The 21,187-nt window shown below is 67.7% G+C and carries 19 protein-coding genes; 1 reads left to right on the top strand and 18 read right to left on the bottom strand.

Features of this window, described 5'->3' with window-relative positions:
* Positions 1–32 precede the first annotated feature (32 nt).
* The 14 genes from ABWV23_RS03480 to ftsW form a co-directional block, all read right to left on the bottom strand.
* The gene (locus ABWV23_RS03480; protein ID WP_353344962.1) at positions 33–875 is read right to left on the bottom strand and encodes an outer membrane protein assembly factor BamD; all 843 of its coding nucleotides are present in this window, start codon (positions 873–875) and stop codon (positions 33–35) included.
* Between the two features lie 126 nt (positions 876–1,001).
* A complete protein-coding gene (gene lpxC, locus ABWV23_RS03475; protein WP_353344960.1) occupies positions 1,002–1,922 on the bottom strand; it encodes a UDP-3-O-acyl-N-acetylglucosamine deacetylase in 921 nt (306 codons plus the stop codon).
* A 211-nt stretch (positions 1,923–2,133) separates the two neighbouring features.
* Entirely contained in the window at positions 2,134–3,798 is a 1,665-nt protein-coding gene (gene ftsZ, locus ABWV23_RS03470; RefSeq protein WP_353344958.1) for a cell division protein FtsZ, read from the bottom strand.
* 388 nt (positions 3,799–4,186) lie between these two features.
* Entirely contained in the window at positions 4,187–5,521 is a 1,335-nt protein-coding gene (ftsA, locus tag ABWV23_RS03465) for a cell division protein FtsA (protein ID WP_353344956.1), read from the bottom strand.
* Between the two features lie 3 nt (positions 5,522–5,524).
* Positions 5,525–6,436 carry a cell division protein FtsQ/DivIB gene (locus tag ABWV23_RS03460; protein ID WP_502901590.1) on the bottom strand — a complete coding sequence of 304 codons (912 nt, stop codon included), beginning with the start codon at positions 6,434–6,436 and terminating at the stop codon, positions 5,525–5,527.
* Positions 6,397–7,275 carry a D-alanine--D-alanine ligase gene (locus tag ABWV23_RS03455; protein ID WP_353344952.1) on the bottom strand — a complete coding sequence of 293 codons (879 nt, stop codon included), beginning with the start codon at positions 7,273–7,275 and terminating at the stop codon, positions 6,397–6,399. Before ABWV23_RS03455 ends, ABWV23_RS03460 begins: the two co-directional genes overlap by 40 nt.
* Positions 7,276–7,411: 136 nt before the next feature.
* Positions 7,412–8,353 carry a UDP-N-acetylmuramate dehydrogenase gene (gene murB / locus ABWV23_RS03450; protein ID WP_353344950.1) on the bottom strand — a complete coding sequence of 314 codons (942 nt, stop codon included), beginning with the start codon at positions 8,351–8,353 and terminating at the stop codon, positions 7,412–7,414.
* A 165-nt stretch (positions 8,354–8,518) separates the two neighbouring features.
* On the bottom strand, positions 8,519–8,773 hold the full coding sequence (locus ABWV23_RS03445; protein ID WP_353344948.1) for a DUF2484 family protein: 255 nt from the start codon (positions 8,771–8,773) through the stop codon (positions 8,519–8,521).
* Complete coding sequence (locus ABWV23_RS03440; protein ID WP_353344946.1) at positions 8,770–9,009, bottom strand: DUF2484 family protein; 240 nt, start codon at positions 9,007–9,009, stop codon at positions 8,770–8,772. The genes ABWV23_RS03445 and ABWV23_RS03440 overlap by 4 nt, the downstream gene beginning before the upstream one ends.
* A complete protein-coding gene (locus tag ABWV23_RS03435; protein WP_353344944.1) occupies positions 9,006–10,196 on the bottom strand; it encodes an APC family permease in 1,191 nt (396 codons plus the stop codon). Before ABWV23_RS03435 ends, ABWV23_RS03440 begins: the two co-directional genes overlap by 4 nt.
* A 25-nt stretch (positions 10,197–10,221) precedes the next feature.
* Positions 10,222–10,542 (bottom strand): hypothetical protein, encoded by a 321-nt coding sequence (locus ABWV23_RS03430; RefSeq protein ID WP_353344942.1) that lies wholly within the window; start codon positions 10,540–10,542, stop codon positions 10,222–10,224.
* 21 nt (positions 10,543–10,563) lie between these two features.
* Positions 10,564–11,961, bottom strand: coding sequence for a UDP-N-acetylmuramate--L-alanine ligase (murC, locus tag ABWV23_RS03425; protein ID WP_353344940.1), 1,398 nt, complete (start codon positions 11,959–11,961; stop codon positions 10,564–10,566).
* Positions 11,958–13,055 (bottom strand): UDP-N-acetylglucosamine--N-acetylmuramyl-(pentapeptide) pyrophosphoryl-undecaprenol N-acetylglucosamine transferase, encoded by a 1,098-nt coding sequence (locus tag ABWV23_RS03420; protein WP_353344938.1) that lies wholly within the window; start codon positions 13,053–13,055, stop codon positions 11,958–11,960. Before ABWV23_RS03420 ends, murC begins: the two co-directional genes overlap by 4 nt.
* A 79-nt stretch (positions 13,056–13,134) precedes the next feature.
* Complete coding sequence (ftsW, locus tag ABWV23_RS03415) at positions 13,135–14,298, bottom strand: putative lipid II flippase FtsW (RefSeq protein WP_353344936.1); 1,164 nt, start codon at positions 14,296–14,298, stop codon at positions 13,135–13,137.
* 129 nt (positions 14,299–14,427) lie between these two features.
* Between ftsW and ABWV23_RS03410 the strand changes: the two genes are divergently transcribed.
* A complete protein-coding gene (locus ABWV23_RS03410; protein WP_353344934.1) occupies positions 14,428–15,609 on the top strand; it encodes a BaiN/RdsA family NAD(P)/FAD-dependent oxidoreductase in 1,182 nt (393 codons plus the stop codon).
* Positions 15,610–15,676: 67 nt separating this feature from the next.
* Here the strand turns inward: ABWV23_RS03410 and murD are convergent, their stop codons facing one another.
* The 4 genes from murD to ABWV23_RS03390 all read right to left on the bottom strand — a co-directional run bounded on the left by murD (position 15,677) and on the right by ABWV23_RS03390 (position 21,153).
* On the bottom strand, positions 15,677–17,074 hold the full coding sequence (gene murD, locus ABWV23_RS03405) for a UDP-N-acetylmuramoyl-L-alanine--D-glutamate ligase (protein ID WP_353344932.1): 1,398 nt from the start codon (positions 17,072–17,074) through the stop codon (positions 15,677–15,679).
* A 73-nt stretch (positions 17,075–17,147) separates the two neighbouring features.
* Complete coding sequence (mraY, locus tag ABWV23_RS03400; protein WP_353344930.1) at positions 17,148–18,230, bottom strand: phospho-N-acetylmuramoyl-pentapeptide-transferase; 1,083 nt, start codon at positions 18,228–18,230, stop codon at positions 17,148–17,150.
* Between the two features lie 29 nt (positions 18,231–18,259).
* A complete protein-coding gene (locus ABWV23_RS03395) occupies positions 18,260–19,675 on the bottom strand; it encodes a UDP-N-acetylmuramoyl-tripeptide--D-alanyl-D-alanine ligase (protein ID WP_353344928.1) in 1,416 nt (471 codons plus the stop codon).
* Positions 19,672–21,153, bottom strand: a complete 1,482-nt coding sequence (locus ABWV23_RS03390; protein WP_353344926.1) for a UDP-N-acetylmuramoyl-L-alanyl-D-glutamate--2,6-diaminopimelate ligase — start codon at positions 21,151–21,153, stop codon at positions 19,672–19,674. Before ABWV23_RS03390 ends, ABWV23_RS03395 begins: the two co-directional genes overlap by 4 nt.
* Positions 21,154–21,187 lie beyond the last annotated feature (34 nt).

Below are 21,187 nucleotides of genomic sequence, written 5' to 3'. Positions count from 1 at the left end.
CCTGCCCCACTTCCGGATGGACCGCATCGGGATCAGAGCCATTTACCCTTGACCGACTGGCGGTAGATCTGGCTGAGCCAGTTGTTGCCGATGCTGCGCATCTTGAGCCCGCGCGCGGTCAGCAGCTTGTAGCTGTCCTCGTACCACTCCGACCCCTGGTAGTTGTAGCCCAGGATCGCGCCGGCGGTCTGCGCCTCGTCGGTCAGGCCAAGCGAGAGATAGGCCTCGACCAGCCGGTGCAGCGCCTCGGCGGTGTGGGTGGTGGTCTGGAAATCCTCGACCACCACGCGGAACCGGTTGATCGCCGCCGCGAACTGCTTCTTGCGCAGGTAATAGCGACCAACCTCCATCTCCTTCGCCGCAAGGTGGTCAAAGGCGAGGTCGAATTTCAGCATCGCGGGGGTCGCGTATTCGCTGTCGGGATAGACCTCGATCACCGTTCGCAGCGCCTGCAGCGCCTGGAAGGTCAGGCCCTGATCGCGCCCGACTTCGTCGATCTGGTCGTAATAGGACAGCGCCAGCAGATACTGGGCATAGGCGGCGTCCTCGTCGGTGGGGTAGAAATCGATGTAGCGCTGCGCTGCTGCCCGGCTTTCGGGGTATTCCTGTCCCTTGTGATAGGAAAACGCCTGCATGATCAGCGCCCGCTTGGCCCAGGAAGAATAGGGATAAAGCCGCTCGATCTCGGAGAAATACCAAGCGGCGTTGTCGGTCTGGCCCCGCGACAACTCGAACTCGCCGCGATCATAGATCTGTTCCGGGGTGAACCCCTCGAGGTTCTGCGACTTGTCCACGGGGCTGCCCCCGCAGGCCGCCAGAACGGCCATCAGAATGAATGCCCCGATGACCCTGATTCCCGACCTGCCGCCGATCATGCTTGCCAATCCTCATAGTACTTTCCGGGCGTTCCGCCCGTTTGGGCATCGGTCTAGCACAATAATTTCCGGTGCAAAACGCCTTAAAACGCCGCCGGCAAAAGGCCCTTGCGGCAGGGTCCGTGCTCAGGCGACCTGGGGGATCTCGCGCAGCGCCAACCCCTTGCCCGGCAGCCGGGCAGAGATGCCTTGGTCGCACAAAACCGGGCGCACGGCATCGGGTGTGGCAAAGAGTTCGCGCAGCAGGGCGTTGGTCACGGTATGACCGGCACGCTCGCCCACGTAGTGTCCCAGCAACGGCCCACCGGCCAGCGCGAGGTCGCCCAACGCATCCAGCATCTTGTGGCGCACCGCCTCGTCGGGGTGGCGCAGCCCGCCCGGCGTCAGGATGGTGTCGCCATCGACGACGACGGCATTGTTCAGCGTGCCGCCAAGGCCGAGGCCGGCCTCGCGCATGCGCTCGACGTCCTCGTGCCGACAAAAGGTGCGGCTGTCGCAAAGTTCGCGCGCAAAGGCGCCGTTGCCCATGTCGAGCCGCTTGCTCTGGCGGCCGATGGCGGCATCGGCAAAGTCGATGTGGAATTCTATGGTCAGCCGGTCGGCCGGGGTCAGCGTGGCGCGGGCCTCACCGCGTTCGACCGTCACCGGGCGCAGGACCTCGTAGGCGAGGATCGGGGCGATCTGAGCGCGCACACCACGCGCCATGATGCCGCGCACGAAGGGGGCAGAAGAGCCGTCAAGGATCGGAACCTCAGGGTTGTCGATCTCGATCAGGGCGTTGTGCACGCCGCAACCGGCCAGCGCCGCCATGACATGTTCGACCGTCGAGACGGAAACACCGGCCCCGTTGACCAGCCGGGTGCAGAGCGGGGTCTGTTCGGCGGCGTGGTAGAGTGCAGGGATCATCGTATCGCCGAGGGCGATATCCACCCGCTTGAACCAGATGCCGTGACCGGCAGCAGCCGGGCGGATGGTCATTTTGACCGGCTTGCCCGAATGCAGGCCGACTCCGGTAAAGGTGACTGGCGTTCTCAGCGTATGTTGCAAAAGCGGCCTCTCAGCGTGGCTCCGGCAATCCGCGATACCGGTGCCCATCAAGTAAAGTTCCACCCGCCTTGGCTCAACTCAATCTTTGTAACTGAATGAAACATCACTGAAACAATCCGGCAGAACCCCGCCGACCCCGTTTCAAATCATTGATTCAAAACAAAAAAGACCGCCGTAAAGGCGGTCTTTCGTCGCATAACTGTGTCCGCGGTCAGTTCGCCTGACGCCGCAGAAAGGCGGGAATCTCGATCCGTTCCTGATCCGGGTCCGCCTCGGCCGCAGGCTGGGCGGCGGTGTCAGGGCGCTGCATCGGTGGCTGTTGGCGGGCCGCCGGTTGGGCGCCGCCCGAAGGCGTGTCGCCGGCATGGCCGGTCATCCGGTCGATCAGGCGGTTGAAGCCGAAGCGCCCTTTTTCCGGGGCCGGTTGCTGTTGCGGCGCGGTCCCCTGCTGCGGGGTGCGGGGCGCGTTGCGGGCGGCGGCATGCAACCGCGCCAGCGCTTCCGGCGAAGGCGTTCCGGGTGCGGGCGCCTTGGGCGCGACGAAATTCTCGTTCTCGTCTTCGTGGATCGCGGCGCGCGGCTCGAACACCGGCTCTTGCGGGCGATAGGCCGGCGGCGGCAGGCCATCGTCCTGCTGTGCGACAGTCTGTTCCGCGTGCATGTCGCCGCTGTCGTGATGCGCGACCTCTTGCGGTGCGGTCTCTTCGATCCCCTCGAACAGGCTGGGTTCCTGCGCCGGCTCGGCGGCAGCGGGCTCCATCGCCTGCACGGGTTCTTCCACCTGGGTTTCGGCGGCGATCGGCGTTTCCAGTTCCAGAGGTGCCTGCGGACGTTCTTCCTCGGCCGAGACCTTCTGTTTCAGCGGTTGCGACAGCGGGCGGCGCGCGACCGGAATGTCGCTGTGCACCTCGGTGGCGTCGATGCCGGTGGCCACGACGCTGACGCGCATCTTGCCTTCCATGTCGGTATCGAGGGTCGAGCCGACGATGATGTTGGCCTCCGGGTCCACCTCTTCGCGGATCCGGTTGGCGGCCTCGTCCAGCTCGAACAGGGTCAGGTCGTGGCTGCCGGTGATGTTGATCAGCACGCCCTTGGCGCCCTTGAGGCTGATTTCATCCAGCAGCGGGTTGGCGATGGCCTTTTCGGCGGCCTGGATGGCGCGCTCTTCGCCCTCGCCCTCGCCGGTGCCCATCATCGCCTTGCCCATCTCGTCCATCACCGAACGGACGTCGGCGAAATCGAGGTTGATCAGGCCGGGACGCACCATCAGATCGGAAATCCCCTTGACGCCCTGGTACAGCACGTTGTCGGCCAGCGAGAACGCCTCGGTGAAGGTGGTCTTTTCGTTGGCGAGCCGGAACAGGTTCTGGTTCGGAATGATGATCAGCGTGTCGACGACCTTTTGCAGGGCCTCTACCCCGTCCTCGGCCTGGCGCATCCGCTTGACGCCCTCAAACTGGAACGGCTTGGTCACCACGCCCACGGTCAGAACACCCAGTTCACGTGCGGCCTGGGCGATGATCGGTGCGGCGCCGGTGCCGGTACCGCCCCCCATGCCTCCGGTGATGAAGCACATGTGCGACCCGGCCAAGTGATCGACGATCTGTTCGATGCTCTCTTCGGCGGCGGCGGCCCCGACGGTGGCGCGTGCCCCCGCGCCAAGCCCCTCGGTCACCTTGATACCAAGCTGGATCCGGTTTTGCGCCTGGCTTTGCTGAAGCGCCTGCGCATCGGTGTTGGCGACGACGAATTCAACGCCGGTGAGCGCCTTTTCGATCATGTTGTTGACGGCATTGCCGCCCGCGCCGCCGACGCCGAAAACGGTGATCCGCGGTTTCAGTTCGTCCTGTCCGGGCATCGAAAGGTTCAATGTCATGCTCTGTCCGCCTGTTCACAATCGTTTACGTCACGCCACCGCCTCTGTCGGGCGGGTCTGCCTGTATGGAACAATAGCGGGAGAACCGTACGAGGTCACCAAGAAAACAAGTGATTCACACAAAATATGGCAAAAAAATTGCGAACGCCGGCGGTATCTTGCCAAAGCCCCCAGATGTTGCGTGCAGAGATACGCGCAACAATAGGGCCCCGGCGCTGATCCGGCGCACGTGTCAGGATCGCGCGCGGTGCGCGGTCCGTCCGTTCAAATTCGCGGGGTCCCTGCTCGACCCTCCCGACCGCCTCTCATCCGTGCGGCTTGTCACAACCCTAGCATGCGATGAGCGCGCGGGCCAGCCCAAAGCGCCCGGCTCCTGCGCCCTGCCCTCTTACCAGTTGTCGCGGAACCACTTGACCGCGCGCTGCAGCGAGCGCGCCGGATAGCGGTCCACCGGCACTTCGAAATCCCACCATTCGTCCTGCGGATGCGCAGCGAAAAGCGCCAACCCCACCGCGCCGGCAAAGCCGGGACCGGTGGCCGACTGCGGCAGCCCATGCACCCGCAAGGGACGGCCCAGGCGCACCTGGTGACCGAGGATGCGGCTGGCCAGCCCGTCCAGCCCCATGATCTGGCTCGACCCGCCGGTCAGCACGATCTGCTGGCTTGGCAGGTGATCGAACCCGGCCGCATCGAGCCGCGCACGCACCTCTTCGAGGATCTCCTCGACGCGGGGGCGCATGATGCCGATCAGCTCGGCGCGCGAGACGGTGCGGCGGTCATGCTCCCAGTCACCGGTATCGCCGCCGATGTCGATCATGTCGCGATCGTCGGCGCCGGTGGCATGCACCCCGCCGCAAAAAGTCTTGATCCGTTCCGCGTTCGCCATCGGCACGCCGAGGCCCATGGAAATGTCGCCGGTGATATGATCGCCGCCCATGCGCACGCAATCGGCATAGATCATGTGTTTCTTCAGAAAGATCGAGATACTGGTGCTGCCGCCGCCCATGTCGATGCAGGCGGCGCCCAGTTCCTGTTCGTCCTCGACCAAGGCCGAGATGCCCGAGGCATAGGCCGAACTGGCGATCCCCGCCAGTTCCAGGTCGCAGCGCTTGATGCAATGGACCAGGTTCTGGATCGCCGGCGCATCCACCGTCAGCATATGCATGTCGACGGCCAGGTTGTGCCCCAGCTGCCCGCGCGGGTCGATCAGGCCCGAGCGGTTGTCGAGCGCGAAGTTCACCGGCTGGGCATGCAGAACCTCGCGGCCGGCGCCATATTCGGGCACCTCGCAGGCAGACAGCACCCGGGCGATCTCGGACTCGGTCACCACCTGCCCCTCGAGCTCCACCGTCGCGTCCAGCCCGTAAGAGCGCGGATTGGCCCCCGAGAAACAGGCGATCACGTGATCGACGCGGATCTCGGCCATTTTCTGCGCCGCCTGCAGGGCGGTGCGAATGGCGCGCTCGGTCTCCTGCATCGCGGTAATCTCGCCGAACTGCACCCCGCGCGATCGGGTCGTCGCCGCGCCCACCACGCGAAACCCGCTCTGCCCCGCCAGCGAGCCGATGGAGTTGTCCTCGCTCAGCTTGGCGGTGCCATCAAACCGCAGGATCAGGCAGGCGGTCTTGGAACTGCCGACATCGAGGATCGCGATCACGCCACGCTGCATTGCCTGGCGGCGCATCTGCCGCATCGCGCGTTGGGATTGATATAGGTCCGTCATGTGCTACTGCCCGTATCCGTTTATTCTTCTTATTTTCCACCAGTCCTCGACCGCGTCGCCGGTCATCCGCACCGTCGGTCGCGCCCGAAGTCGCATGTCGACCACCGTCACGTCGCGATCCAGCAACTCGCGCACCTCGTCCAGCGCGAGCACCCGCTCCAGCGCGCGCACCGGTCGGTCCGGCGGCAGCAGGATGCGCTGGCCACGATCCAGGACCACGTCCCAGCGACGTTCGCCCACCCGCACCAGCCCGCGCAGCCGGTCGGCCAGCGGCCGTGCCGCGGCGATCAGCGCCAGCGCCTCGCCGACCGCGCGGTCGGCGCCCTGGCCGGCGATCAGCGGCAGATCGGGCCGGGTAGTGCGCCCTGCCAGCTGGTCCACATGAATGCCGCTTTCGTCCAGCATCGACAGCCCGGCGCGGCTGCGCCAGATCACCGCCGGCTGGCGTTCGACCACGTCGACCTGAAGGATGCCACCGGGTCGGATGCGAACGCTGGCCGCCTTGACCGGGTCGAGCCCGATGATCCGGTCACGGATCTGTTCGAGGTCGAGGTCGAAGGAGCTGACCGGGAAATCCAGCGCCACCGCCTCGCGGATATCCTCCGAGAGATTGGGCCCGGCCCCGTCGATCGCCATCAGCCCGACCATGAACTCGGGCCGCTCCTGGATCGAGGCGCGCAGGTCCGACAGGAACACCGCCAGGGCATCGCGCCGGGCCTGGTCGGCCATGAAGGCCGAGCCGAGCGCGAAACACAGGCAGAACGGCACGCCGATCCGCAACCCGAGCCGGATGCCCGGCGTCAGCAACCAGCGCTGCACCCGGTAGTTCAGGCGCGAGGGCGCAGGATCGGGACGGGTCTGCGCGCGGGAGCGGATCACCTGTTGCACGAGGCATCCTCCACCATCCAGGCGCAGAGCTGGCCGAATGTCATACCCATCACGCCGGCATGTTCGGGCACCAGCGAGGTCGGCGTCATGCCGGGCTGGGTGTTGACCTCCAGCAGGACAAGCCCCTCGGCGCCCTTTGACTCGTCCCAGCGGTAATCGGTGCGGCTGACCCCGCGACAGCCGAGCGCCCGGTGGGCGCGCAGGGCGTAATCGAGGCAGAGGTCGAAGATCTCCTGCGGGATCTTGGCCGGGATCTCGTGGCGCGAGCCGCCGGGCTTGTACTTGGCGTCGTAGTCATACCAGCCGTTGGTGATGATGTCGGTCACCGTCGCCGCGCGATCGCCGACCACCGAGGTGGTCAGTTCGCGACCGGGCACATATTGTTCAACCATCACCTGGGCCGGCATGCTCTCGGCCATCCGCGGCGGGGTATTGGCCCCCTCCTGCACGATGTAGATTCCGACCGAGGAGCCTTCGTTGTTGGGTTTGACCACATAAGGCGGCGCCATCACGTGACCGGCCTCGACCTGCGACTTGTCGACGATCAGGCTCTCGACCACGGGCAGGCCGGCGGTGCGGAACACCTCCTTGCTGCGGGCCTTGTCCATCGCCAGCGCCGAGGCGAGAACCCCCGAATGGGTATAGGGGATGCGCAGCCATTCCAGCATGCCCTGCACGCAGCCATCCTCGCCCCAGCGGCCATGCAGCGCGTTGAAGACGACATCGGGTGAGATTTCGCGCAATCGTTCGCAGAGGTCCGGGCCGGCATCCAGCTCGACCACCTCATATCCTTCGCCCCGCAGCGCGGCGGCGCATTCGCGCCCGCTGGACAGTGACACCTCGCGTTCCGCCGAGGGGCCACCCATCAATACCGCAACACAGGGGGTCTTTCCGCTCGCGTGACCCACGTTGTGCCTCAATGTCCCCGGACCTTTGCGGCCCGTGTTTGTTCCCGGTTTCCGCGCCCCCTTGTTGTGCCTGTGGGGTGTCGCGGTCGGGGTGTTATTCCGCAGGTGGTTCGCCTTCTGCTTCGCCGACCCGCATGATTTCCCATTCTAGCGTTATGCCGCTGCTCTGGTAAACCTTTTTTCGCACCGCTTCGCCCAGCCCCTCCAAATCGGCCGCCGTCGCCCCCCCGGCGTTGATCAGGAAATTGGCGTGTTTCTCGCTCATCTGGGCGCCGCCGAGGCGGGCGCCGCGCATCCCGGCATCCTCGATCACCTTCCAGGCCTTGAGGTCGTGCACGTCATCGGCGCGCCCGGTGCTGGAGAACCCCGCCGGGTTGCGGAAGGTCGAGCCCGCGCTGCGGTCCTTCGTCGGCTGGCTTTCGTCGCGCTTGCGGATCTGGTCTTCCATCCGGGCCAGCAGCACCTCGGGATCGCCCGCCGGACCTTTGAGCGTGGCCTCGACAATCACCATCCCCTCGGGCAGATCGCTTTGGCGATAGCGGAAGTTCAGATCGTGCGGCGTGAGCGTAACGACCTCGCCACGCCGCGTCACCGCGCGGGCCGAGACAAGGACATCGGCCAGGTAGGAACCGTAGCAGCCCGCGTTCATCCGCACCGCGCCGCCGATGGAGCCGGGGATTGTGCGCAGGAAGCTCAGGTCGACGCCGGCCTCGGCCGCCCGTTTCGCCACATGGGCATCGAGCGCCGCCGCCCCCGCCGTCACCCGGGTGCCGTCGGGGGAAATCCCGTTAAAGCCGCGCCCCAGCCGGATCACCACCGCCCGGAGCCCGCCGTCGCGCACGATCAGGTTTGACCCCACGCCCATCGGGAAGACCGGCACATCCGGTTCCAGCGCGGCCAGGAACGCCGCTAGGTCCTCGATGTCGGCGGGCTGGAACAGCACATCGGCCGGGCCGCCGACGCGCAACCAGGTCAGCTCGGACAGCGGTTTGTGCCGGGTCAGTCGCCCGCGCACCGGGGGAAGGTCATAGTCCATGCGCCTCTGCTAGCGCCGTGGACGCGCCGGAACAAGCCACCGCGCCGGTGATCGGTGAAAATCCTGCGCCGCGCCGCCGTTTTCGGCCCCTTGCGCGGCGGGAGGGGTCGGAGCCTCCGGCGGGGATATTTTTGGTGAAAGGAAAGCGGTGCCGGGGTCTGCCGTTCATGCCCCGCCGCCCAAGCGCCGCCGCAGCCAGCGGACCAGGTAGATCACCGGCCAGCGCAGCACCGACATCGCCGCGCCCAGCACCAGCAACCCGATCCACGGCCCGTTCTGGTAGATCACGTAGCCCAGCAACGGCAGGCCCAGCGCGATCAGCCCATAGGCCCGCCGCCAGTAGTTGTCGCGGCTGGGCAGCATGGCGGCGAGATTGGCCACCACCAGCCAGACGCAGGCCAGGATCAGCGACGGCGTCATTTTTGCCCCCGCGCCCGGCGCAACACCTCGCGCAAGGGTCGGCGGAACATCGACAGCACCGCCAGCGTCGCGGCCAGCGCCACCCAGACCCCGTGCACCGCCCCGATCCAGACCAGCAGCACCGGCGCCACCAGCAACAGCGCCGCGCCGGGAATGTATTGGAAACGCATCGGCAACAGGGCGACACCGGTGGCGACCAGCACCCAGAGCGCGGCGGCGATGACCGGCGGGCTCAAAACTGCCCCGCGATGGCGATGGCAAGCGCAACGGCGGACAGCACCATCCCCAGCACCGGCACCGCCATCGGCACCCGGAACGCCGCCGCCGGCGCGCGGCGCTTTTGCAGGATCAGCGCCAGGTTCACCAACACGAAGACGGCCAGCAGGATCGCCGAGGTCAGCTCGGCCAGGACGGTGAAGGGCACGTAGATCGCGGAGAGGATCACCGCCGTCCCGATCAGCAGCGTCGCGACCACCGGCGTGCCCAGACGCGGGTTGGCATGGTGGAACAGCGCCAGCGCCCGGGTCCGCCGGCCCAGCCCGAACAGCACCCGGCTGGCCATCACGATCTGCGCCAGCACCCCGTTCAGCGCCGCGAAGACCGCGATGCCGGACAGGAAATCGCCATCGCCACCGCGCGTGGCCTGCCACACCAGGACCAGCGGGCTGGTGCTTTGCGACAGGTCCGCCACCGGCACCGCCCGCACGGCGGCAAAGGTGACCAGCGCATAGATCACCGAGGTGATCGCCAGCGACAGCAGGATCGCGCGCGGCATCGTGTGTTCGGGCCGCCGGACCTCTTCGGCCATGTTGACGATATCCTCGAAACCGATGAAGGCGAAGAAGGCCAGCACCGCCGCTACCCCCACCCCGGAGACCACGATCGGCTGCGGCGCGGTGAAACCGGCCGTCGGGGTGGCGGTGGTCCCGGCCCAGATCACCAGGATCAGCCCGACCACCTCGACCACGGTAAAGATCGCGGCCAGCGACAGGCTTTCCAGTACGCCCACCATCGCCACCAGGGTCAGCGCCGCCCCCAGCAACAGGATGGCCAACACCGGGTCGATCTCCACCGCCTGGGTCAGGTAGCCGACACCGCCGCGCAGCACCGCCCCGGCCGAGATCGTACCGGCGGCGACGATTGCCAGCCCGACCAGCACCGCCAGCGCCTGGCTGCGCAGCCCCTGGCCGACAAAGGCAGCCTCTCCCGCGGCCTCGGGCAGCCGGGTCGAGAACTCGGCATAGCTCAACGCGGTGGGCGCGGCGATGAGGCCCGCCAACAGGAAGGACAGCGGCGCCCAGACCCCGGCATCGGCCGCCACCGCGCCGACCAGGACATAGATGCCGGCGCCGATCATCACGCCGACGCCATAGGCGGTCAGCAGCCCCAGCCCGATCCGTCGTTTGAGGTGATCGTCGCTCATCCAGGCCCCCCGCTTGCACCAGCCATTACCATTCGACCTCGTCCCACGACGTGCCGCGCGGACGTCGCGCACACCACCCCGCCCCGGCCCCGACCGCGAGCCCGATCGCGCCCGGCAGGCCGAAAAGGACCCAGAGGACAAAGCGGTCGAGGTCGGCTTGCGGATCATCAGGGCCGCGCGTGATCCAATAGGGATTGAGCGCAAGCAGCCCCAGGCAACTGCCAATCAACAGGGGAGCGAACAGGGCGACACGGGTGCGGCGGGTCAGGGCGCGGGCAACGATGAACGCGGCGCCCAGAACAAGGGCGAAACCAAGCATCAAGACCAGCAGAACCACCAGACCCATTAGCGTTTCCCGAACAAATCCCTACCCCTTCAGTCGCTCCGGCAGGTTATTGGCCCAGGCACTGATGGTACCGGCGCCAAGGCAAACCACCATGTCGCCGGGCCCGGCCTCTGCCCGCACCAGCGCGGTCAGATCCTGTTCCGAGCCTATCGCGCTGGCGTGGCGGTGACCATGGCGGATCAGCCCCGCGACAAGGTCGTCGCGGCTGGCGCCGGGGATCGGATCCTCGCCGGCGGCATAGACCTCGGCGATACCGACCACGTCGGCCTCGTTGAAACAGGCGCAGAAATCCTCGAACAGCGCATGCAGCCGGGTATAACGGTGCGGCTGGTGCACAGCGATGACGCGGCCCTTGGTGGCCTGCCTCGCCGCCTTGAGCACGGCGGCGATTTCCACCGGGTGATGGCCGTAATCGTCGATGATGGTGACGCCGTTCACCTCGCCCACCTTGGTAAAGCGCCGGTTGACGCCGCCGAAGGCAGCCAGCGCGGCGCGGATCTCGGCCCGTTTCATGCCCAGGTGGCGCGCCACGGTGACCGCGGCCAGCGCGTTCGAGACGTTGTGATCGCCCGGCATCGGCAGGGTGCAGCCCTCGATCGTCTTACCCTCGGCCTGCAACTCGATGTCGAAATGCGCCACACCGGCCTCGTACCGCAGTTTCACCGCTCGGATATCGGCCTGGGCGTTGAACCCGTATGTGGCGACCCGCCGGTCGGTCACCCGCCCGACCAGCGCCTGCACCTCGGCGTGATCGGTGCAGCAGACTGCCAGCCCGTAGAACGGGATGTTCGAGACAAATTGATAGAACCCGTCGCGCAGCTTGTCGAAATCGCCCCAATGCTCCAGGTGCTCGGGGTCGATATTGGTGACGATGGCGATGGTGGCGGGCAGCCGGTTGAAGCTGCCGTCGCTCTCGTCGGCCTCGACCACCATCCATTCGCCCTGCCCCATCCGCGCGTTGGAGCCATAGGCATGGATGATGCCGCCGTTGACCACGGTGGGATCGAAGCCGCCGGCGACCATCATCTCGGCCATCAGCGTGGTGGTGGTGGTCTTGCCGTGGGTGCCGGCCACCGCGACGTTGGATTTCAGCCGCATCAGCTCGCCCAGCATCTCGGCCCGCCGCACCACAGGCAGGCCGCGAAGGCGCGCCTCGTCCAGTTCCGGATTGCCCGGCTTGATCGCGGAAGAGATCACCACCACCTCGGCGCCCTCGAGGTTCTCGGCCCGCTGCCCCTCGAACACCTGCGCGCCCAGCCCGGCCAGGCGTTCGGTGATCTTGGAGCTTTTCAGGTCCGAGCCCTGCACCCGGTAGCCCAGGTTCAACAGCACCTCGGCGATGCCCGACATGCCGATGCCGCCGATTCCGACGAAATGGATCGACCCGACATCGGTCGGCAGTTTGGTGGCGGGGGTCATGGGTGCTCCTTCTCGGCCAGTTCTTCGACCAGCGCCACCAGGTGTTCGGTGGCGTCCGGCATGCCCGCCCCCAGCGCGGCCGCGCTCATCTGCTGGGCGGCGGCGGGGTTGGACAGAACCGCGGTGATCTGCTCACTCAGGCTGGAAACGTCAAGCCGCTTTTCCGGGATCAGGATCGCCGCGCCCGCCTCGACCAGCCCGCGCGCATTGGCGGTCTGGTGGTCACCGGCGGCGGCGGCATAGGGGATCAGGATCGAGGGCCGCCCGATCACCGTGAGATCGGCAATGGTCGAGGCCCCGGCGCGGCAGATCACCAGCTGCGCCTCGGACATCCGCGCCGGCACGTCGTTGAAGAACGGCCGCACATCGGCGTCGATCCCCTGTTCGGCATAGAAACCCGCGACGCGCGCGCCGTCCTCGGCGCGGGCCTGGTGGCTGACGCGGATGTTGCGCAGCATCGCGGGCGGCAGCGCCGCGATGGCGCCCGGCACCACGTCGGACAGGATGCGCGCGCCCTGGCTGCCGCCGATCACCAGGATCGACATCGGGTAGTCGCCCGGCGCGATGTATCCCGCCCCGGCCCGTGCCAGCACCGCCGCGCGCACCGGGTTGCCCACGGGCACGCCCTGCGCCCCCTCGGGCAGTTCGGTCGGCCAGACACCGCAGGCCACCTGCGCCACCCGCGTGGCGAACAGCCGGTTGACGCGCCCCAGCACGCCGTTCTGTTCGTGGATCATCCGGGGCAGGCCCAGCAGCGTCGCCGCCCCCAGCGCCGGGATCGACGGATATCCGCCGAAACCCACCACCGCATCGGGCCGGTCGCGCTGCATCGACCAGGCGGCGGCCAGCACGCCGGCGGCGATCTTCGGGCCGACCAACGCCTTGGCCAGCACCCCGCCGCGTGCGAAGGTGGCGCTTTGCACCTGGGTGATCTCGGTCGAATGGGGAAAGCCGCCGGTATAGCGCGCGCCGCGCGCGTCCGTGCTCAGCTTGACCCGCCAGCCGCGTTTGAGCATCGCCTCCGCGAGGGCCTGGGCGGGGAACATGTGCCCCCCGGTGCCGCCGGCGGCGATCATCAGCAGCTTTTGTGCCATGGGCGTTATCCTGCGTGTCTCTTCTGTTTCGGGGCGCGGACCCCGGCCATCGCGCAAATCCGCGCGCACCGCCAGCCCATCAGTGGCGGCCGCGCAAAATCTCGCCGATCTCACCCTGCGGCCGGGTCCGGGTGAAGGCCAGCAACATGCCCAGCGCGACGCCCCCCGCGATCAGTGACGAACCGCCGTAGCTGACGAACGGCAGGGTCATCCCCTTGGCCGGCAACAACCGCACCGCCACCCCCATGTTGATCATCGCCTGCACCCCGAAGATGCAGGCCAGCCCGGTGCCCGCCAGGCGGATGAAGGGATCGCGTTCACGCATCAGCCGCAACAGCGACCGGACCACGATCGAACAGTAAAGCGCGATGATGATCAGCACCAGGATCAACCCGTATTCCTCGGCGGCGACCGCGATGATGAAATCGGTATGCGCATCGGGCAGCGACCATTTCACCTGCCCCTCGCCGACGCCGACCCCGAACAGCCCGCCCTCGCGGATCGCGTTGGTGGCATAGCCGAGCTGGGTGGTGGGATCGACCTCGGGGCTGAGAAACCCGTCGATGCGGCGCGCGAAATGCTCGGAACTGGAATAGGCGACGGTGCCGCCCAGCACCACCGCCAGCACGATCCCCACCAGAAGCATCATCGGCGCGCCGGCGACGAAATACATCACGCCCCAACCGAACAGCACCAGGCAGGCCTGGCCGAAATCGGGCTGCATCACCAGCATGCCGACGATGGTCAGGCAGAGGATCGCCGACCACATCTTGCCCGGTGGCCCATTGATCTGCTGGCTGGCCGCCAGCATCCAGGCCGCGACCACGATGAACACAGGTTTCATGAATTCCGAGGGCTGCACGCTGGCAAAGCCCAGGCTGTACCAGCGTACCGCGCCCTTGCCGAAATCGGTGCCCAGCACCGGCAACAGCGCCAGCGCCAAAAAGGAGCCGAGAAAGCCCAGCACCGCCAGCCGCCGCACCAGCGTCGGCGTCATCATCGAGGTCAGCAGCATCGCGGTCAGCGCCAGCGCGCCGAACACCGCCTGCCGCTCGACGTAATGAAACGGGTCAAACCCGTTGCGCGAAGCCAGCGGCGGCGAGGCCGCCAATCCCAGCAAAAGCCCGATACCGGCCAGGACCAGCACACAGGTCATCGACCACTTGTCCAGTGTCCGCCACCATTTGGGAAGAATGGGCTCGCCCCGTTGCGCGGGTACCGCGCCATAGACCATCTCGGTCATGGTTATCCTGCCGTTTGCTGCCTCTGTCCGCCCGGTTCTCCGGGTCTGCTTGCCACGATACCGCGAAACCGGTCTTCGTTCCAGTCCGTTCCTCTTGCCATCTGCCGCAATCCGGGCCAATCGGCGCAGATGGAGTTCGAAACGGTCATTCTGGGCGCCGGTGCCGCCGGCATGATGTGCGCCGCCCACGCGGGTCCGCGCACGCTGGTGATCGACCATGCGCGCAACCCGGGCGAAAAGATCCGCATTTCGGGCGGCGGACGCTGCAATTTCACCAACCTTTACGCCGGGCCCGAGAATTACCTGTCGGCGAACCCGCATTTCTGCAAATCAGCGCTGGCGCGCTATACCCAGTGGGATTTCATCGACCTGGTCGACCGCCACGGCATTGCCTGGCACGAAAAGACGCTGGGCCAGCTATTCTGCGACGGCAAGGCCACCCAGATCATCGCCATGCTGCGCGACGAGATGGCAAAGGCGGGGGCCGCGCTGTGGCTGTCCACTGCGCTTGTGGATTTGTCGCAGACCGGCAGCGGCTTTGCCCTCAGCCTTGAGCGCGAGGGCAAGCGGGTCGACCTGACCTGCCGCAATCTCGTCTTGGCCACCGGGGGCAAGTCGATCCCCAAGATGGGGGCGACCGGGCTGGCCTATGACATCGCCCGGCAATTCGGGCTGACGGTGACCGAGACCCGCCCCGCGCTGGTTCCCTTCACCTTTCCCGAGGGGCGCTTTGCCCCGCTGGCCGGGGTTTCGCTGCCGGTGCGGCTGTCGAACGCCCGCGCCGGGTTCGACGAGGCGCTGCTCTTTACCCATCGCGGCCTCTCTGGCCCGGCGGTGCTGCAACTGTCGTCCTATTGGCGCGAGGGCGAGGAGATCGCGGTGAATCTGATCCCCGACATGGACCTGTTCGAAACCCTGCGCGCGCAGCGACACCAGGCCGGGCGCCGGGGGCTGGGCACCGAGTTGGCGCGCCACCTTCCGGCCCGGCTGGTGGACTTCCTCGCCCCGGAACTGGACCTGAACGGCAATCTCGCCGACCAGTCCGACGCGGCGCTGCAATCGCTCTGCGACCGTCTTGGCGATTGGCGCCTCATCCCCTCGGGCAGCGAGGGCTATCGCACCGCAGAGGTGACGCTGGGCGGCATCGACACCGACGCGCTGTCCTCGAAAACCATGGCGGCGAAAGCGGTGCCCGGACTGTACGCCATCGGCGAGGCGGTGGATGTCACCGGCTGGCTTGGCGGCTACAACTTCCAATGGGCCTGGGCCTCAGGCCATGCCGCCGGAACGGCCATCGCGGCGAAGGGGTGAAAAACCGCCCTCCCCCGCCCGGATAGCGCGCAAAGCGCGCCCTCTGTCGCGCATTACGGCAACGGCCCTAGTCGAGCCGCTTCGCCACCTCGGCGGTGAAATCTTCACCGCGCTGCTCGAAATTGTCGTACTGGTCGAAACTCGCCGCCGCCGGGGCCAGCAGCACGGTATCGCCCGGCTCGGCCTCGGCCATCGCGCGCTCGACCGCCGCCGCCATCGTGGTGCAGACCTCGGCCTCCACGTCCAGCTGCATGGCAAACCCCGCCGCCTCGCGCCCGATGACATAGGCCTTGGCCACCGCCCCGGTCATGCCCTTCAGCGCGCCCAGCCCACCCTCTTTCTCCAACCCGCCGCAGATCCAGCGGATGCGCTTGAACGCGCCCAGTGCCTTGGCGGCGCTGTCGACGTTGGTGGCCTTGCTGTCGTTGACGTAGGTAATCCCACCCACCTCGGCGATCACCTGGCTGCGGTGCGGCAGGCCCGGATAGCTGTGCAGCGCCGCCTCGATCACGCGCGGCGCCACCCCGAGCGCGCGGCAGGCGGCATAGGCCGCGCAGGCGTTCTGGTGGTTATGCGCGCCCGGCAGCCCGGCGATCCCGCGCAGGTCGATCGAGGCCATCTGCTTGCCCTTGCGCGTCTCGGACAGGAACCCCTTGCGCGCGAACACCTGCCAGCCCGGCCCGGTCAGCTTCTGCCCCGAGGACACCCGGATCACCCGGTCGTCGCCCGGCCCCTCGGACAGTTGCCCGGCAAGGAACCGCCCCTCGACCTCGTCGACGCCGATCACCGCGCGGTCCGGCCCGCCCTCGGCAAACAGCCGCCGCTTGGCCGCGAAATAGCCACCCAGCCCGCCGTGCCGGTCCAGGTGATCGGGTGACAGGTTGGTAAAGACTGCCACATCCGGGGTCAGCGACCGGGCCAGGTCGGTCTGGTAGCTGCTGAGTTCCAGCACCACCACCGCGCCCTCGCCCGGGGGATCGAGATCCAGCACGCCGCGCCCGATGTTGCCGGCCAGTTGCACCGGCCGCCCGGCCTCTTGCAGGATATGGTCGATCAAGGCCGCCGTGGTCGATTTGCCGTTCGACCCGGTCACCGCCACGACACGCGGCAGCGTTTCGATCCTGTCCCAATCCGCCGTCGCCAGCGAGCGAAAGAACAGCCCGATGTCATTGTCCACCGGCACCCCCGCCGCCAGCGCGGCGGCGACCACCGGGTTGGGCGCGGGGTAAAGATGCGGAATGCCGGGCGAGACGATCAGCGCCGCGATGCCGTCGAAACCGCCCGACCGGGACGGATCGGCACAGGTGAACCCCTCGCCCTCGGCCCGTGCCCGTGCCTCGGGGTTGTCGTCCCAGCAGACCGGCTCGGCCCCGCCCGCGCGCAGCGCCCGCGCCGCCGAGAGGCCGGACCGCCCCAGCCCCAGAACCGCGACCTTCGCGCCCTCGTATCCCCGTACCGGTATCACCCGCCCAGCTCCTTGCTATCTTGGAAAAGCCCGCGCACCCTGCCCCCAGGGGCAGGACGATTGCCTAGCGGGCTCAGCGAACCTTGAGCGTCGCCAGCCCGATCATCGCCAGGATCAGCGAGATGATCCAGAACCGGATCACGATGGTCGGCTCGGCCCAGCCTTTTTTCTCGTAATGGTGATGGATCGGCGCCATCAGGAACACCCGCCGCCCGGTGCGCTTGAAATACAGCACCTGGATGATGACCGACAGCGCCTCGACCACGAAGAGGCCGCCGACCACCGCCAGCACCAGCTCGTGCTTGGTCGCCACCGCGATCGCGCCCAGCGCGCCGCCCAGCGCGAGCGAGCCGGTGTCGCCCATGAACACTGCCGCCGGCGGCGCGTTGTACCACAGGAACCCCAGCCCGCCGCCGAAGAGCGCGGCGGTAAAGATCAGGATCTCGCCGGTGCCCGGCACGTAATGGACATCAAGATACTCGGTGAAATCGGTGCGCCCCACCGCATAGGCGATGATGCCCAGCGTGGTCGCCGCGATCATCACCGGCATGATCGCCAGCCCGTCCAGCCCGTCGGTCAGGTTCACCGCGTTGGCCGATCCCACGATGACAATGACCGAGAACGGCACGTAAAAAACCCCGAGGTTGATCAGCGTGTCCTTGAACACCGGCAGCGCCAACTGGTTCTGCAACTCGGCCGGGTGGTTCCATGCCGCCCAGAGCGCGGCCACCACCGCGATCAGGATGCCCAGTGCGAGACGCAGCTTGCCCGGCACTCCCTTGGTATTCTGCTTGGAAACCTTGGCGTAATCGTCGGCAAAGCCGATGGCGGCAAAGGCCAGCGTGACGAAAAGCACCAGCCAGACGAAGGGGTTGTCCAGCCGCGCCCAGAGCGCGGTTGCGGTCACCAGCGCGCCCACGATCAGCAGCCCGCCCATGGTCGGCGTACCGGCCTTGGAAAGGTGCCCCTCGGGTCCGTCGTCACGGATCGGCTGTCCCTTGCCCTGCCGCTTGCGCAACACGTTGATCAACGGGCGTCCGAACAGGAACCCGAACAACAGCGCGGTCAGGAACGCCCCGCCAGCGCGAAACGTGATGTAGCGGAACAGGTTGAAAAAGTCCCCGCCATCCGACAGCGCGGTCAACCAATAGAGCATGTCAGCCGGTCCTATTCTTCATCTTGTGGCTATCCCCCCGTCGTGGTGTCCGGGGCGCGCCTGCCTTGGCCGATTTCGCGCAGGGCGTCAACGACCTTTGCCAACCCCATGCTGAGCGAGCCCTTGACCAGCACAATATCGCCGGGCCGCACCAGGTCGGCGGCGCGCACGGCCAGTTCGGCGCTGCTTTCGCAAAGCGCGCCGCGTTGATCCGCCGGCAGCGCGGCATGCAGCGCGCCGATCAGCGGGCCGATGCAATGCACCGTGTCGATATCCGCCATCGCCGGAAGATCGGCAAGCGCGGCATGAAGGTTCTCGGCCTGCGGCCCCAACTCTTTCATGTCGCCCAGAATGGCGATGCGGCGTCCCGCGCCATCGGGCCGTGTCCCGGCCAGAACCTCCAGCGCCGCGGCCATCGAGGCAGGGTTGGCGTTATAGGAATCGTCCAGCAGCTCGATCGTGCCGCCCGGCAGCGGGATGCTTTCCCGCGCGCCGCGCCCCTCGTAGGGGGTCCAGCCCGCCAGGCTCTCGGCGGATTTCGACAGCTCGGCACCCAGCGCGAGACAGGCCGCCAGCGCCCCCAGCCCGTTCATCGCGAAATGCTGTCCCGAACTGGCGATGCGGAACGGCAATGGCCCGACAGGCGTCTGCGCCCGTACGAGGAGTGAACCGTCTTGCGACAGAAGATCCAGCAGGCGGAAATCGCTGGCCGTACGACCAAACCCCGCCGCCCGCGCCCCCAACGCCTCGGCGCTGGCGAAAAGGATCGGTGATTGCGGCAGGTCGGCGTTCAGCACCGCCACCCCGTTCGGCTCCAGCCCCTCGAGGATCGCCGCCTTTTCGCGCGCGATGCCCTCGATGTCGTCGAAGGCCTCGAGGTGCGCCGGGGCCACGGTGGTCACCATCGCCACATGCGGGCGGGCCAGCCGCGCCAGCGGCGCGATCTCGCCGGGGTGGTTCATGCCGATCTCGATCACCGCAAAGGCAGTGTTGCGAGGCATCCGCGCCAGGGTCAGCGGCACGCCCCAGTGGTTGTTGTAGCTGGCGACGCTGGCATGGGTCGGCCCCTGCCCCGACAGCATCACCGCCAGCATCTCCTTGGTCGAGGTCTTGCCGACGCTGCCGGTCACCGCCACCACGCGGCCCCCGCAACGCGCCCGCGCCGCCCGGCCCAGCGCCTCGAGCCCGGTTTGCACATCGTCCACCAGCAAGAGCGGCGCGTCCTCCGCCACCCCCTCGGGGATATGGCTGACCAGCGCGGCAGCGGCGCCCGCCTCCAGTGCCTGCGCCACGAAGTCATGGCCATCGCGCGCCGCCTTCAACGCGACGAAAAGATCGCCGGGCCGGAGCGTGCGGGTGTCGATGGACACGCCCCTTGCCATCCAATCGCCCTGCGCGCGTCCGCCGGTGGCCTCTTGCGCCTCAGAGGCGGTCCACAGGCTCATACCGGCCGCCCGTCCAGCGCGGCGACCGCCACGCTGGCCTGTTCGGCATCGTCAAAGGGCAGCACGTCATCGCCGACGATCTGGCCGGTCTCGTGGCCCTTGCCCGCGATCAGCAACGCATCGCCCGGCCCCAGCGCATCGACCCCGCGCAGGATCGCCTCGGCCCGGTCTCCGACCTCGATCCCCTCCGGCGCGCCCGCCATCACGGCGGCGCGAATGCTGGCCGGATCCTCGCTGCGCGGGTTGTCGTCGGTAACAAAGACGGTATCGGCATGTTCGGCTGCCGCCTGCCCCATCAGCGGGCGCTTGGTATTGTCGCGGTCGCCGCCAGCGCCGACGATGGCCACCAGCCGCCCCATCACATGCGGGCGCAGCGCCCGGAGCGCGGTCGCCACCGCGTCCGGGGTATGGGCATAATCGACGAAGACGGCGGCGCCGTTGCCGCGCGTCGCGGCCAGTTGCATCCTCCCGCGCACCGTCGTCAGCTCCGGCAGGGTGCGGAACACCGCCTCGGGCTCGGCACCGCAGGCGATGGCGAGGCCGGCGGCGATCAGTACGTTTTCGGCCTGAAACCCCCCGATCAGGTCAAGCCGCGCCTGGTGACTCTGCCCGGCCCAGGTGAATCGCAGGTCCTGCCCGGTGGCATCGAACCGCTGCGCCATCAGGCACAGGTCGCAATCGCCCCGGCCCACGGTCAACACCGCCTGCCCGCGCGCGGCAGCGATCGCCCGCATCTCGGGTCCGCGCGGATCCTCGATGTTGATCACCGCCGTGCCCTCCGGCGGCAGCACCCGGCGAAACAGCCCCGCCTTGGCGGCGAAATAGGCCTCGAAACTTTCATGATAATCTAGGTGATCCTGGGTGAAATTGGTGAAACCCGCCGCCTTGAGCTGCACCCCGTCCAACCGCCGCTGCTCCAGCCCATGCGACGAGGCCTCCATCGCCGCGTGGGTAATGCCGTTGCGGGCCGCCTCCGCCAGAACCCGGTGCAGGGTGATCGGCTCGGGCGTGGTGTGCTGAAGCGGTGCGCTCCATGCCCCCTCGACCCCGGTGGTCCCGACATTGATCGCCGCCTGCCCCAGCCCGGTCCAGATCTGGCGCAGGAAGGTGGCCACCGAGGTCTTGCCGTTGGTACCGGTCACCGCCGCCATCACCCCGGGCTGGGCGCCGAACCACAGCGCGGCGGTGCAGGCCAGCGCCTGGCGCGGATCCTCGACCACCACCAGCGCGGCCTCGGAGGCGGCCAGTTCGGATTCGGCCAGCGCCGCGCCCTCGGCGTCGGTCAGCACCGCCGCCGCGCCCATGCGCAGCGCATACTGGATGAATTCGCCGCCATGCACCCGCGTGCCCGGCAGCGCGGCGAACAGGAAACCGTCCTTGACCTGGCGGCTGTCCACCGCGAGCCCGGTGATCTGCGGGTCATGCCCGCCCCGCGCGGTCAGGGCCAGCTGGCTGAGAGGTTTTGCCAAGATGCCCATGATGCCCGCCCGTGCGCCCGTGTGATCAAAATCT

Source organism: Aquicoccus sp. SU-CL01552 (genome assembly GCF_040365005.1).
Taxonomy (GTDB): Bacteria; Pseudomonadota; Alphaproteobacteria; order Rhodobacterales; family Rhodobacteraceae; genus Antarcticimicrobium.
Note: the sequence above shows the minus strand (reverse complement) of the source record. Positions and strands in the feature narration are given on the sequence as shown.

Excerpts from the sequence above, each read along its gene's own strand:
- ftsZ (WP_353344958.1), bottom strand. The coding sequence starts at position 3,798 with ATGACATTGAACCTTTCGATGCCCGGACAGGACGAACTGAAACCGCGG.
- murB (WP_353344950.1), bottom strand. The coding sequence starts at position 8,353 with ATGGACTATGACCTTCCCCCGGTGCGCGGGCGACTGACCCGGCACAAA.
- ftsW (WP_353344936.1), bottom strand. The coding sequence starts at position 14,298 with ATGACCGAGATGGTCTATGGCGCGGTACCCGCGCAACGGGGCGAGCCC.
- ABWV23_RS03455 (WP_353344952.1), bottom strand. The coding sequence starts at position 7,275 with ATGGGTGGCCCCTCGGCGGAACGCGAGGTGTCACTGTCCAGCGGGCGC.
- ABWV23_RS03430 (WP_353344942.1), bottom strand. The coding sequence starts at position 10,542 with ATGGGTCTGGTGGTTCTGCTGGTCTTGATGCTTGGTTTCGCCCTTGTT.
- ABWV23_RS03390 (WP_353344926.1), bottom strand. The coding sequence starts at position 21,153 with ATGGGCATCTTGGCAAAACCTCTCAGCCAGCTGGCCCTGACCGCGCGG.
- murC (WP_353344940.1), bottom strand. The coding sequence starts at position 11,961 with ATGACCCCCGCCACCAAACTGCCGACCGATGTCGGGTCGATCCATTTC.
- mraY (WP_353344930.1), bottom strand. The coding sequence starts at position 18,230 with ATGCTCTATTGGTTGACCGCGCTGTCGGATGGCGGGGACTTTTTCAAC.
- ABWV23_RS03420 (WP_353344938.1), bottom strand. The coding sequence starts at position 13,055 with ATGGCACAAAAGCTGCTGATGATCGCCGCCGGCGGCACCGGGGGGCAC.
- ABWV23_RS03445 (WP_353344948.1), bottom strand. The coding sequence starts at position 8,773 with ATGACGCCGTCGCTGATCCTGGCCTGCGTCTGGCTGGTGGTGGCCAAT.
- ABWV23_RS03410 (WP_353344934.1), top strand. The coding sequence starts at position 14,428 with ATGGAGTTCGAAACGGTCATTCTGGGCGCCGGTGCCGCCGGCATGATG.
- ABWV23_RS03395 (WP_353344928.1), bottom strand. The coding sequence starts at position 19,675 with ATGAGCCTGTGGACCGCCTCTGAGGCGCAAGAGGCCACCGGCGGACGC.
- ABWV23_RS03435 (WP_353344944.1), bottom strand. The coding sequence starts at position 10,196 with ATGAGCGACGATCACCTCAAACGACGGATCGGGCTGGGGCTGCTGACC.
- ABWV23_RS03480 (WP_353344962.1), bottom strand. The coding sequence starts at position 875 with ATGATCGGCGGCAGGTCGGGAATCAGGGTCATCGGGGCATTCATTCTG.
- ftsA (WP_353344956.1), bottom strand. The coding sequence starts at position 5,521 with ATGACGGACCTATATCAATCCCAACGCGCGATGCGGCAGATGCGCCGC.